Origin of the sequence: Flavobacterium sp. KACC 22761 (assembly GCF_034058155.1) — a bacterium.
In the GTDB taxonomy this organism is placed as follows: Bacteria; Bacteroidota; Bacteroidia; order Flavobacteriales; family Flavobacteriaceae; genus Flavobacterium.
The window spans coordinates 1,547,999-1,564,333 of the sequence record NZ_CP139148.1 but is presented as its reverse complement, the minus strand read 5'-3'; the positions used below and the strand labels follow the sequence as shown (position 1 = coordinate 1,564,333).

The window sequence follows — 16,335 nt, the reverse complement described above, 5'->3', positions numbered from 1 at the left end:
AAATACTAAATAAATTAATTGAAGGTTTTGAGTTTAACGTTTCATGTTTTCAGTAAGTTTCCAAAGAAAACCATAAACCATAAACTATAAACTATAAACTTTTTTATCTTTGCTAAAATTACTATAAAATAATGGCATCAGAAGAGAAATCACTCAATTTTATTGAACAAATCATAGAGGAAGATTTAAAATCAGGTCTTTCACAAACTAAACTTCATTTTCGTTTTCCACCAGAACCAAATGGTTATTTACATATTGGTCATGCAAGTTCTATTGCATTAAATTTTGGTTTAGGAATTGATTATCAGTCACCTGTAAATTTACGTTTTGACGATACGAATCCTGAAAAAGAAGAACAGGAATTTGTTGATGCTATTAAAAAAGATGTGGAATGGCTAGGTTATACTTGGGCAGAAGAACGTTATGCATCAGATTATTTCCAACAATTATATGATTGGGCTGTTTTATTAATTAAAAAAGATAAAGCGTATGTTGACAGTCAATCTTCTGAAGAAATGGCAACTCAAAAAGGAACGCCAACAACTACAGGAACTGACAGTCCATATAGAAATCGTTCAGTTGAAGAAAATCTAGATTTATTCGAAAGAATGAAAAATGGTGAATTTGAGGCTGGTACGCATATTCTTCGTGCTAAAATTGACATGAAATCGACAAACATGTTGATGCGTGATCCTATCATGTACAGAATTTTGCATAAGCATCACCATAGAACTGGAGATGATTGGAAAATTTACCCAATGTACGATTGGGCACATGGACAAAGTGATTATTTAGAGCAGATTTCTCACTCATTTTGTACACTTGAATTCTTGCCTCACCGTGAATTATACGATTGGTTTTTAGATCAGATTTTTGATGATAATAAGCTGCGTCCAAAACAAAGAGAATTTGCAAGACGTAACTTATCACATACTGTTGTTAGTAAAAGAAAATTACAGCAACTAGTTAAAGAAAAGCATGTTAACGGTTGGGATGATCCAAGAATGTCAACCATTTCTGGATTAAGAAGACGTGGTTATACAGCGGCTTCTTTGCGTAATTTTGCCAATACAATTGGTATTGCAAAACGTGATAATTTAATCAATGTATCAGTTTTAGAATTTTGTATTCGTGAAGATTTGAACAAAATTGCACCTCGTGTAATGGCTGTTTTAGATCCTGTAAAACTGGTTATTACCAATTATCCAGAAGGAAAAGAGGAGTGGTTAGAAGCTGAAAATAATCAAGAAGATGAAAGTGCTGGTTTCAGAAAAGTGCCTTTTTCTCGTGAATTATATATTGAAAGAGAAGACTTTTTAGAAGAAGCTCCAGCTAAATTTTTCCGTTTGACTTTAGGAAAAGAAGTTCGTCTTAAAAATGCTTATATCATTAAAGGTGAATCAGTTATAAAAGATGAAAATGGGAATATTACTGAAATTCATGTAACATATGATACTGATTCTTTAAGCGGAAGCGGGACAGAAGCAAGCCAAAGAAAAGTATCTGGAACATTACATTGGGTTTCAATTCAACATGCATTAGAAGCAGAAGTTCGTCTATACGATCGTTTGTTTACAGATGAAGCTCCGGACAGTTATAAAGAGAAAAATTTCTTAGATTTTGTGAATCCAAATTCACTAGAAATTGTAACTGGATATGTTGAACCAAGTTTAGCAACAGCTCAAAATGAAGATAAATTTCAATTTCAACGTTTAGGTTATTTTACTGTTGATAAAGACTCAACTCCTTCAAAATTAGTATTTAACAAGACTGTTGGATTGAAAGATGCTTGGGAAGAAAAAGGTAAAAAAGAAGAAAATAGCATTAATAATTCTCTAAAAGATATCAACAAATATTTTAAAGTTGAGACTAAACCAGAGCGAATTGCAATTGAAAGTGCAATAGGGGAGAACATTAAAAATATCTCTACTTTTTCACTTTTACAAAATTCTTTGAAGAAGAATATCAACAATAATAAGGCTTCGCTGTTGTTTTCTCAGTTTATTTTGAAATATTCAAACTGGAAATCTACAGATTTTGAAGAAGAAGATATTAAGAAATTGTATTCAATGTCTCTAAAAAGTGAATCGACTTATGTGAGATCAAAAGCACTTTTGAATTTAAGAGATATTGAAAGTGAAAATTTAAGAAATCAGTTTTCTGAAGAAATTTCGAAATTAAATTCAAATCCACCAAAAAATGCTTCTGAAAGAGAAATCGAAATTCTTTCTGAAATGATAAAGAAGTAAAATAATTAGAATCTATTGAAAAGCGCTTTTTATAAGCGCTTTTTTTATTATTTATATTTTCTATTAAAAACTAAAAATATATAGTTATTTTAAATTAAAAGTGACTTTCATAAATTAAATTTAAGACATTTTTTAAATTTCTGTATCTCTTGAATCCTTTTTTTAAAAATGATTTCTTAAAACTCTTTATTTTTAGTTTTGCCTTTTTTGATCCATTTTTCTATTTTTTTAGATTAAAAATGAAAATGTATCATTTTTATGATTATTAAGTATTTTTATTGAATTATATATATGATTAATTTTATTTATTATTTATAAAAACTATTTAAAATTTAAAAATAATAATTTATTTAGATTAAAATTGACCCTCATAAATTGATTTTAAGCGATTATTTTTAAAGGCTGGATAGATAACTCATTTTTTAAATTATTGTTTATTTTTAGCTTTTATTTAAGTTTTTACTATCATTTTTGTCAGTTTAACGGGTTGTTAACACACAATTGTTTATAAAGTTGGTATTTTTATCTCAATACCAAAAGTCAGCGTTGATTTTTTAAAAATTATTATTTCCGATTAGATTCTAAATTGAATTTCATTGAAATTTAAATAAGACGATTTTTTAGTTTTAATGTTAGTTCAGAATTGAATTCTTGAGAAGACAATTTTATGTTCTAATTTTTATTGTGATTTGATTTTGATAATATTTCGCGTAAAAGGTATTTTTCAAATTATTTCATAATGATGAGATTCCATAATTTTGATTTTAGGCAATTTTGTTTTTATAGTCGCCTGGCATTTTTTTAATCTAAATCTTAATTATCATGAAAGTATTATATTTTACGCTAGCATTATTATTTGCAAATGTTGCAATTTGTCAAACACATCAAATTACAAAACATAACGGCGAACAGCTTGATGTTAATTTTATAAAAAATGAAAATGGTTTAATTTATTATTCTTTGAACGGAAGTGCAGAAGAGGTGAAGATCAGTAAATATGCAGTTGCGAAAATTACGAATAAACAAACCAATCAAACTCAAAAAATCTCTGATAAAATAGTAGTTGATTCAAAAGATGATTACAAAATGGTAACTGTTTTGCCTCAAGAAAAGACAATAGGACTGAAACAAACCGGAACATTTTCAGGAGTTTCGACAAGGACAAAAGGTGAACCGCCAATTGCAAATCAGAATCAAACAGCTATGAGAATTAAAAGTAAGTCGGCTTCAAATGGTTCTCCGTTTGTTAGCATTACTGAAAAAGATGGAAAATATGAAGCTGTAACTTATGTGTATTAATTATAGTGTTAATTTTTTGTAAATAGCATTTATTCAGTAATTTATATTTTAAAAAAGGTTACCTTTATTAATCAAATTAAATTTTAAGATTATGTCAAAGAACTTAAATACTGCAGCCGCAATTTTAGCCGCTGCCGCTGCCGGTGCAGCTATCGGAATTTTATTTGCCCCAGACAAAGGATCTAAAACTCGTGCAAAATTGAAGGAAGGTTTTGATGATGCAAAACATAATTTGCAGGATACACTTTCAGCTAGTTCTGAAGTTCTTCGTGAAAAATTCAAACATGCAAAGGAAAATATGGATGGAACTTATGAAGAATTGCTTTCGAATATGAGTTATAAAACAGAAGAAGTAATTACTTTTTTAGAATCTAAATTGGCTGACTTAAAAGCTCAAAACGCTAAACTTCAAAAATAAAATTGTTATAAAAACACATTACTTGATTATCTTTATGAAAAGTAATGTGTTTTTTATTTAAAATCAGAATTATGGCTTTTGAAGAATTAAAAGAAAATACCGAAAATATTCAGGATCAAGCTAAAGAATATATTGAAAGTCATTTGGCTTATTATAAGCTTTGGGGCTTTAAAGTGGCAATGAAATCGACAACTTTAATCTTTAAGTTTACTTTGATTTTATTGTGTTTCAGTATGGTATTGCTTTTCGGATCTTTTGCTGCAGCCTATGCTTTTGGAGATTTCTTTGGAAGTACTGCTTTAGGATTTTTGACAGTAGGAGGGATCTATCTTTTCTTTACGATTTTGCTTTTCTTTGTAAAAGACAAGTTTGTCGAAGGTCCAATTTTAGAGAAATTTTCAGAAATCTTTTTTAATGATTAAAAATTATGGAAAAGAAAAAATACTCATCGTACGCAGAACTAGATCGAGATTTGGAAATTTTGAAATTAGAAAAAGAGATTAATTATCAGAAATTAGTTTTAAGTATTCAGAAAACGAAAGAGAGCATAACGCCGCATAAAATTGTAAATGGTTTTGTTTCGTCTTACACAGATTACTTTAAAAATTCTTATCCAAAGATTTTACAGTCCATAATACCCTTTGTTATCAATTGGTTTATAAATAAAAAAAGAGGCAAATGAGCCTCTTTTTTGTTTTAGTGTTATTTATATTAAGCCGTTTCTGTTGGCTCTGAAGTATCTGATGGATTGTAGTTTATATCAGAATTGTTTGTTTTTTTAACTTTTCTAGGTTGTCTTTTCATCTCTTCTCCAATTATATTTGAAGCTGAAAAACTAGTTACCATATTGTTCAACATATCACTTGCCGCTTGTGGAGAGTTTGGTAATAATATCAAATTAGAGTTGGTATCAGCTCCAATAGCTTGTAATGTATCATAGTGTTGTGTAATTACAATTAAAGCAGAAGCTTCTTGTGAATTAATTCCAACATTGTTCAAAACTTCAACACTTTCTACTAATCCACGTGCAATTTCTCTACGTTGATCGGCAATACCTTGACCTTGAAGTTTTTTGCTTTCGGCTTCCGCTTTTGCTTTAGCTACAATTCTAATTCGTTGTGCTTCAGATTCAAACATTGCCGCTGTTTTTTCTCTTTCGGCTGCATTGATTCTGTTCATTGCATTTTTTACCTGAATATCTGGATCAATATCTGTTACAAGTGTGTTGATGATGTCATAACCATAAGTTGTCATAGCTTCATTCAATTCTCGTTTTACAGCAATTGCAATGTCGTCTTTACGAACAAACACATCATCCAGGATTAATTTAGGAACCTCGGCACGAACAACGTCAAATACATAAGCAGTGATTTGATCATGCGGATATTCTAGTTTGTAAAAAGCTTCATATACATGCTCCTGAATTACTTTGAATTGTACTGAAACTTTCATTTTGATAAACACATTGTCTTTAGTTTGTGTTTCAATAAGGACATCTAATTGTTGAATTTTTAGATTTACACGACCTGCGATTCTGTCAATTATTGGAAGTTTTAATTGTAAACCTGAATTTCTAACGCTCGTAAATTTTCCAAAGCGCTCTACGATAACACTTGTTTGTTGCTTCACAGTAAAGAAAGACGACAGTAAAATAAATAATCCGAAGACTATTAGAATAATAAATGCTGTACCCATGGTAATAATTAGTTTAAATTTTTGATCTTGGTAAATTACGAAAATTCTTCTAAAAGAAAATTTTAAAACATTAAAAAAACGCTAAGAACATTTGTTAGGTGTTTCTTAGCGTTTCTATTTTTGAATTGAATTTTAATTATAAAGTTGCTATGGCTTTCTGAATTCTAGAAATAGTTTCTTCTTTTCCGATGATTTCAACAATGTCAAATAGGTGAGGACCTTTAAGTGCTCCAACCAAACTCAAACGTAAAGGTTGCATCACTTTGCCCATTCCAATTTCGTTTTTAGTCAACCAATCTTTTACGATTGCTTCGATATTTGCTGAATCAAAACCATCAATATATTCAAGAGTTGAAATCAATTCCTGCATTAAAGCCGGAGTTTCTTCTTTCCAATTTTTGCTTGCTTTTTCATCATAAGAGGTTGGAGCCTGGAAAAAGAAATCAGTCAAATCCCAAAAATCAGAAACAAAATTTGCTCTTTCTTTTACTAGTGAAACAATACGCGTTGTCACTTCTAGCGGAGTCGAGAAGCCTTTTTCAACTAAAATAGGAGAGAAGTCTTTCGCTAAATCAGCATCATTTTGTTTGATTAAATATTGGTGATTGAACCATTTGTTTTTCTCCGGATCAAATTTTGCTCCCGCTTTATGAACTCGGTTCAAGTCAAAAGCTTCAACTAATTCTTCTAAAGAAAATAATTCTTTATCAGTTCCATCATTCCAACCTAACAAAGCAAGGAAATTTACCACCGCTTCCGGGAAAAATCCTTTCTCTCTGTAACCAGATGAAACGCCTTCTTCAGTTTTCCATTCTAATGGAAATACAGGAAATCCTAATTTATCACCATCTCTTTTTGATAATTTTCCGTTTCCAACAGGTTTCAAAATCAAAGGTAAATGTGCAAATTCCGGAGCATCCCAACCAAAAGCTCGGTACAATAAAACGTGAAGTGGCATCGATGGCAACCATTCTTCACCACGAATTACGTGTGAAGTTTCCATCAAATGATCATCCACGATATTCGCTAAATGGTACGTTGGCATTCCGTCACTTTTAAACAAAACTTTATCATCAAGTAAGTTCGTTTCGAACTTCACATCACCACGAATGATATCTTTTAAATGCAAAGTTTCATCAACCGGAGTTTTAAAACGGATTACATAATGTTCTCCATTTGCAATTCTTTTAGCAGTTTCTTCATCAGAAATTACTAACGAAGTATCTAATTTTTCACGATTGTGATGATTGTAAATAAATGTTTTTCCTTCAGCTTCGTGTTGTTTTCTATGTGCATCTAAAGCTTCAGGAGTATCAAAAGCATAATAAGCCCAACCTGAATTGATCAATTGATCAGCATATTTTTGATACAAATCTTTGCGATCACTTTGTCTGTACGGACCAAATTTTTCATTTTTCCCAACGGTTTCTTCAGGAGAAATTCCTAACCATTCTAAAGCTTCCATAATATAAGCTTCGGCACCGGGAACAAAACGAGTCTGATCTGTATCTTCAATTCTCAGATAGAAAACCCCGTTATGTTTTTTTGCAAATAAATAATTAAATAGGGCAGTACGAACTCCGCCAATATGTAATGGTCCAGTCGGACTTGGTGCAAAACGCACGCGAACTTGCTTTGACATTTGTTTATAATTTTGATGCAAAGATACGATATTAGTCAAAAGCCAAAAGTCGAAAGTTTGAAAGGTTTTTACGCTGTATGCTAAACTTTTGACTTTCGACTTTTGACTTTCAGACTTATTGTTATAATTAGTACTTTTATAGGTTATAATTAAAAGAGATTTTATTTTGAAAACATCATCTGCAATATATCAGAAGTTAGAAGGATTTATAAAGAAATATTATATGAATGAATTGATAAAAGGAGGACTTCTTTTTATTGGTTTCGGACTTTTGTATTTTCTTTTTACGCTTTTCATTGAGTATTTTCTTTGGTTGAAACCATTAGGAAGAACACTTTTATTTTGGATGTTTATTGCAGTAGAAGTTTTTCTATTGTTTCGTTTTATCTTATTTCCAATTTTCAAGTTGTTCAAACTTCAAAAAGGAATCGATTATAATCAGGCTTCGGCCATTATCGGAAATCATTTTACAGAAGTAAGTGATAAACTGACGAACTTTTTACAGCTTTCTTCTAATGAAAATTCTGCAGAAAGTTCAGAATTAATGTTGGCTTCGATCGAACAAAAAGCAAATTCATTGCAACCAATTCCGTTTGGAAATGCTATCAATTTTAAATCAAATAAAAAGTATTTGCCGTTGGCTTTAATTCCGGTTTTGTTGTTTGCGGTGTTTTTTATCTCTGGAAACAGCAATGTAATTTCTCAAAGTTTTAATAGAGTAGTGCATTTCAATTCTGCTTTTTTGCCACCGGCTCCTTTTAAATTTGTGGTTTTAAATGACAATCTTCAGACAGAACAAAACAAAGATTTTATTGTAAAAGTAGAAACAGAAGGAAACGTCGTTCCCGAAAATGTGATGATTCATATTGGCAACGAAAGCTATTTTATGGAATCTTCTCAAACTGGAAAATTCGAATTCAAGATTGAAAAACCAACTTCAGATATTCAGTTTTCTTTTGAAGGAAATTCAGTTTCATCAAATGAATATGAATTAAAAGTTATTACAGTGCCATCGATTGCCAACTTCGAAATGATTTTGAATTTTCCATCGTATCTAAAAAAGAAATCAGAAACGATTCAGGGAACTGGAAATGCAATCGTACCAGAAGGAACAATTGTAACTTGGAAAATGAATACACAGTCAACTCAAGAGGTAGTTTGGAAGGATGAAAACGCAGTTTTGAAGTTTAATAAGGCCGAAAACGAATTTAAATTGGCTAAAAATATCAATCAAAATACAGAATATCAAATTCTTACTTCGAATAATAAGGTTAAAAACTACGAGAAATTAGATTATCAGCTGTCAGTTATCAAAGATCAGCATCCTACAATTACTGTTTCACCAGCTCCGGATAGTTTAAAATTAGATAAGAATTATGTTTTAGGAAGACTTGGTGATGACTATGGTTTATCAAAATTACAAGTTGTTTATTACGAACATGGCAAACCACAAACTGCAAAACGCGGAACCATTCCTGTAAAGCAAGCAGTGTTTGATCAGTTCGTTTTTAACTTTCCGAGTAATCTTCCGGTAGAGGAAGGAGTATCGTATGAATTCTATTTTGAGGTTTTTGATAACGATGCACCACACGGATTTAAGAGTTCAAAGTCTTCTACATTTTCTGATCGTGTTGCAACAACAGATGAAATCCAGGATGCAGAATTGCAACAGCAAAACGCGAATATTAATAGTTTGTCGAAGTCATTAAAGAATCAGGAAAAGCAATTTTCTGAAATGGATAAACTTAAAAATACCGGAAAAGAAAAAGATAATTTAGAGTTCAAAGACCAGCAAAAAGTAAATGATTTTATCAAACGTCAAAAGCAACAAGACGAAATGATGAAGCAGTTTGCTGAAAAAATGAACAACAATTTGGATAAATTCAGCAAGGAGAAAAAAGACAAAACTGCTGAAGATTTGCAAAAGCGTTTAGATAATGCCGAGAAAGATTTAGAAAAAAATCAAAAATTATTAGACGAATTAAAGAACTTAAATGACAAATTAAACAGCGACGACTTGTTTGACAAAATGGAAAAATTCAAACAAATCAGCAAAAACCAATCTCGTAATTTAGAACAATTAGTTGAATTAACGAAGCGTTTTTATGTAGAAAAGAAAGCTGAACAAGTTGCTGAAAAATTGAATAAACTGTCAGAACAACAAGAACAGTTATCAGATAAAGACAAAGAAAACACAAAAGAGAAGCAAGAGGAAATCAATAAATCATTTGATAAAATTCAGGAAGATTTAAAAGATTTGAAAGAAGAAAACAACACACTTAAATCTCCTTTGGATATTCCGAAAGATGCTTCTAAAGAAAAAGATGTAGAAAATGATTTGAATAAAGCTTCGGAAGAATTAAGTAAAAAGAATACTTCTTCGGCTAAGCCAAAACAAAAAAGTGCTTCTAAGAAAATGAAGAGCATGGCTGAACAAATGCAATCTAATATGGAAGCCGGCGACCAAGAACAATTGCAAGAAGATGTTGCAATGCTTCGCCAGATTTTAGATAACCTTTTGGCTTTTTCGTTATCTCAGGAAGATGTAATGAAACAATTTAAATCGATGAAATTAGGTTCTTCTGCTTATACGAAGAACATAAAAATTCAGCAGAATTTGAAACAACAGTTCCGTCACGTCGATGATAGTTTGTTTGCAATGTCTCTCAGAAATCCAAAAATTGCGGAAGACGTCACTAAGGAAATTGGAAACGTACAATATAATATGGACAAAGCGATTGAAGTTTTAACCGATGTTCAAATACCAAAAGGAGTTTCACATCAGCAATATGCCGTTTCATCTGCAAATAAATTGGCTGACTTTTTAAGTGATCTTTTAAATAATATGCAAATGTCTATGGCAAATCCTGGAGCAGGAAAGCCAAAACCGGGAGATGGACAAGGAATGCAATTGCCAGATATTATTCAAAAACAAAAAGGTCTTGCCGATAAAATGAAAGATGGAATGAAGTCTGGTGATAAACCAGGAACTGGTCAAGATGGAAAAAGTGGTGAATCAAAACCGGGAGAAGGTAAAGAGAATGGACAAGGAAAAGATGGAAAAAGTGGTCAAGGCAAAAACGGACAAGGAAATCAAAATGGAGGAAAAGGCAAGAATGGAAATGAAGGTGAAGATGGAGAAGGTGATGCTGAAAAGATAATGGAGATTTATAAAGAACAAGTAAAACTTCGTGAAGCATTACAAAATGAGTTAGCTAAAAAAGGTTTGGACGGACAAGGTAAATCTGTAATCGACCAAATGAAAGCTTCAGAAAAGCAGATTTTAAACAAAGGTTTCAAGAATGAAAACCTTCAAAGAATTTTAAATATCCAGCAAGAGTTGTTGAAATTAAACAATGCAATTCAACAACAAGGTCAAGATACGAAGCGTCAATCTGAAACAAATAAGACAGAATTTCCGAATCGTGCAAGGGCGTTACCAAGCTCATTAACTGATTATTTAAATAGTGTAGAAATTTTAAATAGACAATCGCTACCTTTGCGCTCGAATTTTAATCAAAAGGTTCAAGAATATTTTAATACAAAATGATAAACTTTAATTACGAAACTGAATTTTCTTTAGACAACGAACAAGCTTTTACAGATTGGTTAAGCGCAGTTATTGTTTCTGAAAAGAAGAATGAAGGAGAAATAAATTATATTTTTTGTGATGATGAATACTTGCATAAAATAAATGTAGAGTATTTAAACCACGACACACTAACAGATATTATTAGTTTTGATTATACTGTTGGCAACGAATTGAACGGAGATATTTTTGTTTCTGTAGAAAGAGTAGAAGACAACGCAAAAGATTTTAATGTTTCTTTTGAAGAAGAATTGAAACGTGTTCTTGCTCACGGTATATTACACTATTGTGGATATAAAGATAAAAGTGATGCGGATGCAGAACTTATGCGTTTAAAAGAAGATGAAAAGATTGCGATGTTTCACGTGGAACAGTAGTGAATTTGTTTCAAGTTGTTATTGTTTCAGGTTTGAAGTTTTGATTATTGAAACTGTTAATTAGAGATTGTTCCACGTGAAACGTTTCTGTTTTGAAATTGTTTTATAAAAAGTGTTTCACGTGGAACATGATAAATAGATTTTAGTTTAGTAAGTTGTTTCACGTGGAACACGTGAAATTTAATTCTGAAGAAAAAGTAGTAGTAAAATGTTTCACGTGAAACATCTAGTATTTAGTTTTTGTTTTAGAAGAAGTTGTATGTGTTTCACGTGGAACTTTTAAGTTTGATTTGAAACGTGAAACCTGAAACCTGAAACCTGAAACAAAAAACAGTTCCACGTGGAACAAAAGAAAAATAAAGTTAATTCTGTGAACTGCCTTAAACGGTTTCCAGAGAATAATAAAACAAAATGTTTTTAGAAGAATACGATGTTATTGTAGTTGGTGCTGGTCATGCAGGATCTGAAGCCGCGGCAGCGGCCGCAAATTTAGGATCCAAAACTTTATTGGTTACAATGAGTTTGCAGAACATAGCCCAGATGTCTTGCAATCCTGCAATGGGAGGAATTGCAAAAGGACAAATTGTTCGTGAGATTGATGCGCTTGGAGGTTACTCCGGAATTGTTTCAGATCGAACTGCGATTCAGTTCAAGATGTTGAATAAATCAAAAGGACCTGCAATGTGGTCGCCGAGAGTTCAAAGTGATCGAATGCGTTTTGCTGAAGAATGGAGGTTGATGTTGGAGGGAACTCCAAATTTAGATTTTTACCAAGAAATGGTGAAAGGTCTGATTATCGAGAACGGAAAGATAAAAGGAATTAGAACTTCGCTTGGAGTTGAAATTCGTTCCAAATCGGTTGTATTGACAAACGGAACTTTTTTGAACGGATTGATTCATATTGGAGAAAAACAATTTGGTGGAGGTAGAGCTGGCGAAAGTGCTGCAACCGGAATTACCGAAGATTTGGTGAAAGCCGGTTTTGAAGCTGGTAGAATGAAAACTGGAACGCCACCACGAGTTGATGGTCGTTCTTTGGATTATTCAAAAATGAATGAAGAAAAAGGAGATGCAAAACCGGATAAGTTTTCTTATTCGGATTTGACGGTTCCGTTAACGCATCAACGTTCTTGTCATATGACATATACTTCGCTAGAAGTTCACGATATTTTGAGATCAGGTTTTGATCGTTCGCCAATGTTCAACGGAAGAATTAAAAGTTTAGGTCCGAGATATTGTCCTTCGATTGAAGACAAGATTAATCGTTTTGCAGATAAAGAACGTCACCAACTTTTTGTTGAGCCCGAAGGGTGGAAAACTTGTGAAGTTTATGTAAACGGATTTTCGACATCGCTTCCGGAGGATATTCAGTTTAAAGCTTTGCGTACAGTTGCCGGTTTTGAAAATGTAAAATTCCTTCGTCCAGGTTACGCGATCGAATATGATTATTTTCCGCCAACGCAATTGAAACATACTTTGGAAACAAAGTTAGTTGAAGGTTTGTATTTTGCCGGACAAATTAATGGAACAACAGGATATGAAGAAGCCGCTTCACAAGGTTTGATGGCCGGAATAAATGCGCATTTAAAAGTTCACGAAAAAGCACCATTAATTTTAAAACGCGATGAAGCTTATATTGGAGTTTTGATTGATGACTTGATTACGAAAGGAACGGAAGAACCATATCGTATGTTTACATCGAGAGCAGAATATAGAACATTGTTGCGTCAAGATAATGCCGATTTCAGATTGACGCCAATGTCATACGAAATTGGTTTGGCTTCAGAAGAGCGAATGAGAAGAATGGATTATAAATTAAACGAGTCTGAAAAGATGGTTACGTTCTTCAAAGAAACAAGTGTTACGGTTGCCGAAACAAATCCAATTTTGGAAGCAAAAGAATCGGCGCCAATTTCGCAAGGAGATAAAATGTTTAAAGTTTTTTCTCGTCCGCAGATCGATTTAGAGGATATGCTGAAATTTGAAAAAGTAGAGGCATACATCAAAGAAAATGATCTTGACGAAGAAATTGTAGAGCAAGCCGTAATTCAAGTTAAATATTCGGGATATATCGAAAAGGAAAGAAATAATGCTGATAAACTTAATCGTTTAGAAGAAGTAAAAATTCCGGAGAATTTCGATTACAATAAAATCAAATCAATGTCGATCGAGGCGAAACAAAAACTAAGTAAAATTCGTCCTGTGACAATTTCTCAAGCATCAAGAATTAGCGGCGTATCACCAAGTGATATTTCCGTGCTTTTGATTTATATGGGTAGATAAAAGTTTCAAGTTTCAAGTTATTCTTGAAATCTGAAATTTGTTTTTGTTGTTTTTTAGTTCCACGTGAAACTTGAAACCTGAAACTTGAAAACCTAAAACAAAAAAATGTTCCACGTGAAACTATTTCTGAAATTATGAAAATTGTCCAGAAAACTATTTTATCAGAAAGCGAAAAGAAGATTATCTGGCAACTTCGGAATAATGAATATCCGTTGCAGTTTGGTTCAAAAACTTTTCAGGATTTTGAAGTGTATTTAGGAAGTTTAGCAGATCTAAAACATTTCTTTTTGTTGGATCAAGAAAATGAAATAAACGGCTGGGCATTTACTTTTTTCAGAAATGAAGAAACCTGGTTCGGATTTATGATCGATAATCAATTTCAAGGAAAAGGTTACGGAACTTTTTTGTTGAATGAAATGAAAAAGAATTTTGATGATTTGAATGGATGGGTGATTGATCATGAAAATGATAAAAAACATAATGGTGAAAAATATAAATCGCCTTTGTTGTTTTATGTCAAAAATGACTTTGAAATTCTTTCGAATATCAGAATTGAAAATGAAATAATTTCGGCTGTCAAAATAAATTGGAAGAATAAAGAATTATAAAATAGAAATCCTAAAAATGAAAATTTTCGTTTTTAGGATTTTATACAATTAAACCAAAAAATAACTAGAATTAAAAAATGGACGTTTTAAACAAAAAACATTTTCTTACTGTAAAAGATCATTCGGTTTCAAAAGAAATTTTCGATTTGTACTATGACGAAAATTTGGATATGCTGATCACTTCGCCACAACCAGATTTAGAAAACTTAGGAAGATATTACGAAAGCGAAGATTATATTTCGCACACAGATAGCAAACGTTCTGTTTTTGAAAAAGCGTATCATTTTGTAAAAGGGATTGCTTTAAAAAACAAATTGAATTTGATCAATTCTGAACAATCTCCAAAAGGAAAAATTTTAGACATCGGAGCTGGAACTGGAGATTTTTTATTGACGGCAAAAAATGATGGTTGGAATGTAATTGGAGTTGAACCAAGCGATCGAGCAAAAAATATTGCAAAGCAAAAAGGAATTTCATTTGTTGAAGAAATCAGCGAACTTGAAAATAATTCTTTTGATGTAATTACGATGTGGCATGTTTTGGAACACGTCCCAAATTTAGAATTACAAATTCAAGAATTGAAGCGTCTTTTAAAACCAACTGGAACATTAATTGTTGCGGTTCCAAATTTCAAATCGTATGACGCAAAACATTACGGAGAATTTTGGGCAGCTTTTGATGTGCCAATTCACTTTTGGCATTTTTCAAAAAAAGCGATCCAATCTCTTTTTGAAAAAGTCGATATGAAATTGGAAAAAGTGCTTCCAATGAAATTTGATTCTTTTTACGTGAGTCTTTTGTCTGAAAAATACAAAACCGGAAAAATGAATTTTATCACGGCTTTTTTCGTGGGACTAAAATCAAATTTGAAAGCAGCAAGCACAAAAGAGTATTCATCGCACATTTATGTCTTAAAAAACAAGTAAAACGCAAAATAAGCTCGTTTTAGAGACGTTTTAGGTTGAAAGCAGAGTTTGTGCTGTCTTTTTGTAGAAAATCGCTCTAAAGCAAGCTATGGAAGTCACTTTTAATAGTGATATTTTATAGTATTTATTTACTTTATAAAGAAAATCAATGCCACATTTTTGTGGCATTTTTTTGTTTTTTTTTTGATCAAAAATGTGAAATTTTAAATTTTGGAAAATTTCAGAAAAAGTCTTTTTAAAAATTGGAAGAAATTTCCAAAATTGGAAAAATGCGCTTTTGTATCAAATTTCAAATGAAAAAGAGAAAAAGAAAAAAATGGATTTTATTTTTGGAAAAAATCCCGTTTTTGTCAAAATTTCATTTCGCTTAAATCTAAAAACGAATCGGAACCTAATTTTGGGGCCGAAAAGTGTCCGAAACGGAAAATTAGCGTGTTTGCGGGACTTTTTAAGGCGAAATGAGGATTTGGGTCTTCTTTTTTAAAAGGATTTCGCTAATAAAAGCTATGGAGGCCACTTTTGATAATGATATTTTATAACATTAAAAATTTCCATAAAGAAAACTAATATCATAAAATTTTAGCATTTTTTAAAGTTTATGTTGATGCTATTTATTTTTTTATATTTTTGTCTTTCATACCAATAAAAAAATAGAAATTTAGAAATGAAAAAAGCATTAGTAATTATCGGGCTTTCAATTTTGGCTGTTTCTTGTAATCAAACAGCTGAAGTTAAGGAAGTAAAAACAGCTTACGTAGATACTTCAGTTTTAATGAAAGAATACACTGAAGCAAAAGACCTTGAAGCTAAATACAAAGCTCAAGCAGAGGAAAAAGGAAGACAACTACAAGCTGAAATTACTCGTTTTAAACAAGACGCTGCTAATTTTCAAAGCCAGGCGCAGGCAAACGGCCAGCAATGGGCACAACAAAGAGGAGCTGAATTGCAAAAAAGAGAGCAACAATTGGGTTATGCTCAACAAGCTTTATCGCAACAATTACAGCAAGAAAGTGGTGTAGAAATGGATTCTTTAATCAGTGGTGTTAAAAAATTCATCAAAGATTACGGTAAGAAAAACGGCTATGCATACATTTACGGTACTGGTGATGCGGCTACGGTATTATATGCTGAAGACAAGTACGATATTACCAAAGAAATAGTTAAAGCTTTGAATGACAAATACAAAGCATCTCCAAAAGCTGAAGAAAAACCAGCAGCTAAGGAAGAAGCTAAAAAATAAGACTTCCAA

The 16,335-nt window shown here is 31.8% G+C and carries 13 protein-coding genes; 11 read left to right on the top strand and 2 right to left on the bottom strand.

Annotated features, from left to right (window positions below):
- Positions 1-131: 131 nt before the first annotated feature.
- From SCB73_RS06805 to SCB73_RS06785, 5 genes are all read left to right on the top strand, one after another.
- A complete protein-coding gene (locus SCB73_RS06805) occupies positions 132-2,249 on the top strand; it encodes a glutamine--tRNA ligase/YqeY domain fusion protein (RefSeq protein WP_320569322.1) in 2,118 nt (705 codons plus the stop codon).
- A gap of 822 nt (positions 2,250-3,071) precedes the next feature.
- A complete protein-coding gene (locus SCB73_RS06800; protein WP_320569321.1) occupies positions 3,072-3,548 on the top strand; it encodes a hypothetical protein in 477 nt (158 codons plus the stop codon).
- Positions 3,549-3,639: 91 nt separating this feature from the next.
- Positions 3,640-3,966: a YtxH domain-containing protein gene (locus SCB73_RS06795; RefSeq protein WP_320569320.1), complete on the top strand. Its 327-nt coding sequence runs from the start codon at positions 3,640-3,642 to the stop codon at positions 3,964-3,966.
- A 71-nt stretch (positions 3,967-4,037) separates the two neighbouring features.
- Positions 4,038-4,388 carry a competence protein gene (locus SCB73_RS06790; protein ID WP_320569319.1) on the top strand — a complete coding sequence of 117 codons (351 nt, stop codon included), beginning with the start codon at positions 4,038-4,040 and terminating at the stop codon, positions 4,386-4,388.
- A gap of 5 nt (positions 4,389-4,393) precedes the next feature.
- Complete coding sequence (locus SCB73_RS06785; RefSeq protein ID WP_132988264.1) at positions 4,394-4,648, top strand: DUF6327 family protein; 255 nt, start codon at positions 4,394-4,396, stop codon at positions 4,646-4,648.
- A gap of 29 nt (positions 4,649-4,677) precedes the next feature.
- Here SCB73_RS06785 and SCB73_RS06780 read toward each other — a convergent pair whose 3' ends face one another.
- The gene (locus SCB73_RS06780) at positions 4,678-5,661 is read right to left on the bottom strand and encodes an SPFH domain-containing protein (RefSeq protein ID WP_320569318.1); all 984 of its coding nucleotides are present in this window, start codon (positions 5,659-5,661) and stop codon (positions 4,678-4,680) included.
- 136 nt (positions 5,662-5,797) lie between these two features.
- The gene (gene gltX, locus SCB73_RS06775) at positions 5,798-7,303 is read right to left on the bottom strand and encodes a glutamate--tRNA ligase (protein ID WP_320569317.1); all 1,506 of its coding nucleotides are present in this window, start codon (positions 7,301-7,303) and stop codon (positions 5,798-5,800) included.
- Positions 7,304-7,469: 166 nt separating this feature from the next.
- Between gltX and SCB73_RS06770 the strand changes: the two genes are divergently transcribed.
- The 6 genes from SCB73_RS06770 to SCB73_RS06745 all read left to right on the top strand — a co-directional run bounded on the left by SCB73_RS06770 (position 7,470) and on the right by SCB73_RS06745 (position 16,326).
- Complete coding sequence (locus tag SCB73_RS06770) at positions 7,470-10,853, top strand: coiled-coil domain-containing protein (RefSeq protein ID WP_320569316.1); 3,384 nt, start codon at positions 7,470-7,472, stop codon at positions 10,851-10,853.
- On the top strand, positions 10,850-11,269 hold the full coding sequence (gene ybeY / locus SCB73_RS06765; RefSeq protein WP_026727334.1) for an rRNA maturation RNase YbeY: 420 nt from the start codon (positions 10,850-10,852) through the stop codon (positions 11,267-11,269). Before SCB73_RS06770 ends, ybeY begins: the two co-directional genes overlap by 4 nt.
- Positions 11,270-11,680: 411 nt before the next feature.
- A complete protein-coding gene (gene mnmG / locus SCB73_RS06760; RefSeq protein WP_320569315.1) occupies positions 11,681-13,552 on the top strand; it encodes a tRNA uridine-5-carboxymethylaminomethyl(34) synthesis enzyme MnmG in 1,872 nt (623 codons plus the stop codon).
- A gap of 134 nt (positions 13,553-13,686) precedes the next feature.
- Positions 13,687-14,160, top strand: a complete 474-nt coding sequence (locus SCB73_RS06755; RefSeq protein WP_320569314.1) for a GNAT family N-acetyltransferase — start codon at positions 13,687-13,689, stop codon at positions 14,158-14,160.
- Positions 14,161-14,237: 77 nt separating this feature from the next.
- Positions 14,238-15,086 (top strand): class I SAM-dependent methyltransferase, encoded by an 849-nt coding sequence (locus SCB73_RS06750; protein WP_320569313.1) that lies wholly within the window; start codon positions 14,238-14,240, stop codon positions 15,084-15,086.
- Between the two features lie 664 nt (positions 15,087-15,750).
- The gene (locus SCB73_RS06745) at positions 15,751-16,326 is read left to right on the top strand and encodes an OmpH/Skp family outer membrane protein (protein WP_320569312.1); all 576 of its coding nucleotides are present in this window, start codon (positions 15,751-15,753) and stop codon (positions 16,324-16,326) included.
- Positions 16,327-16,335 lie beyond the last annotated feature (9 nt).

Bases quoted from the DNA above. Each gene is read 5' to 3' on its own strand.
- SCB73_RS06805 (WP_320569322.1), top strand. From the start codon at position 132: ATGGCATCAGAAGAGAAATCACTCAATTTTATTGAACAAATCATAGAG.
- SCB73_RS06800 (WP_320569321.1), top strand. From the start codon at position 3,072: ATGAAAGTATTATATTTTACGCTAGCATTATTATTTGCAAATGTTGCA.
- SCB73_RS06795 (WP_320569320.1), top strand. From the start codon at position 3,640: ATGTCAAAGAACTTAAATACTGCAGCCGCAATTTTAGCCGCTGCCGCT.
- SCB73_RS06790 (WP_320569319.1), top strand. From the start codon at position 4,038: ATGGCTTTTGAAGAATTAAAAGAAAATACCGAAAATATTCAGGATCAA.
- SCB73_RS06785 (WP_132988264.1), top strand. From the start codon at position 4,394: ATGGAAAAGAAAAAATACTCATCGTACGCAGAACTAGATCGAGATTTG.
- SCB73_RS06780 (WP_320569318.1), bottom strand. From the start codon at position 5,661: ATGGGTACAGCATTTATTATTCTAATAGTCTTCGGATTATTTATTTTA.
- gltX (WP_320569317.1), bottom strand. From the start codon at position 7,303: ATGTCAAAGCAAGTTCGCGTGCGTTTTGCACCAAGTCCGACTGGACCA.
- ybeY (WP_026727334.1), top strand. From the start codon at position 10,850: ATGATAAACTTTAATTACGAAACTGAATTTTCTTTAGACAACGAACAA.
- mnmG (WP_320569315.1), top strand. From the start codon at position 11,681: ATGTTTTTAGAAGAATACGATGTTATTGTAGTTGGTGCTGGTCATGCA.
- SCB73_RS06755 (WP_320569314.1), top strand. From the start codon at position 13,687: ATGAAAATTGTCCAGAAAACTATTTTATCAGAAAGCGAAAAGAAGATT.
- SCB73_RS06750 (WP_320569313.1), top strand. From the start codon at position 14,238: ATGGACGTTTTAAACAAAAAACATTTTCTTACTGTAAAAGATCATTCG.
- SCB73_RS06745 (WP_320569312.1), top strand. From the start codon at position 15,751: ATGAAAAAAGCATTAGTAATTATCGGGCTTTCAATTTTGGCTGTTTCT.